The sequence below is a fragment of the Aquirufa rosea genome, from assembly GCF_004118285.1.
GTDB lineage: Bacteria > Bacteroidota > Bacteroidia > Cytophagales > Spirosomataceae > Aquirufa > Aquirufa rosea.
This window is the reverse complement of record NZ_SDHY01000027.1, coordinates 1-580: the sequence shown is the minus strand read 5'-3', so window position 1 is coordinate 580 and position 580 is coordinate 1. Positions and strand designations below refer to the sequence as shown.

Annotated in this window: 1 pseudogene; it reads right to left on the bottom strand. The window is 40.7% G+C overall.

What is annotated here, in order from left to right:
* Positions 1 to 580 (bottom strand): annotated as a pseudogene (locus ESB04_RS12460) (hypothetical protein); the annotation flags it as partial.

The window sequence follows — 580 nt, the reverse complement described above, 5'->3', positions numbered from 1 at the left end:
TACAATCATTATCTGAATCTAAATCCAAGAAGTCAGGAGTACCGTCTTTATCAGTATCAATTACTGGAGCATATTGTCCACGATCATCCCAGCCGTCTCCATTTCCGTCGTTTAAGTTATTACAAGTTGCACACTTGTTCTTTCCTTCCCAAGCATCTGGAATAGTATCGCCGTCTGAATCTAAGTCAAGGTAATTTGGAATACCATCGCCATCATTATCTCCATCACGCTCATCACTATCTCCTAACCAATCTCCATCGGAGTCTAAATCACGGTAATTTGGAATACCATCGCCATCTGGGTCAGATGTTAATTCCTTGCTATCCAATAATGAATCACCGTCTGAATCTAAATCTAGGTAATCTGGTGTACCATCTTTATCCGTATCTGGAATTGGAGCTGGATTAGATTCTAAGAAATCGGCTAAACCATTTTTGTTGGCATCAATGAAAGCACCATTTACATCGACTAAACCATTATAGTTAGGGTCGATAACGCCTCTTTTAGCATTCGTAGCCTCCCATGCATCTAGGATGGAGTCACCATCTGAATCTAAATCAAGGTAGTTTGGAGTGCCATC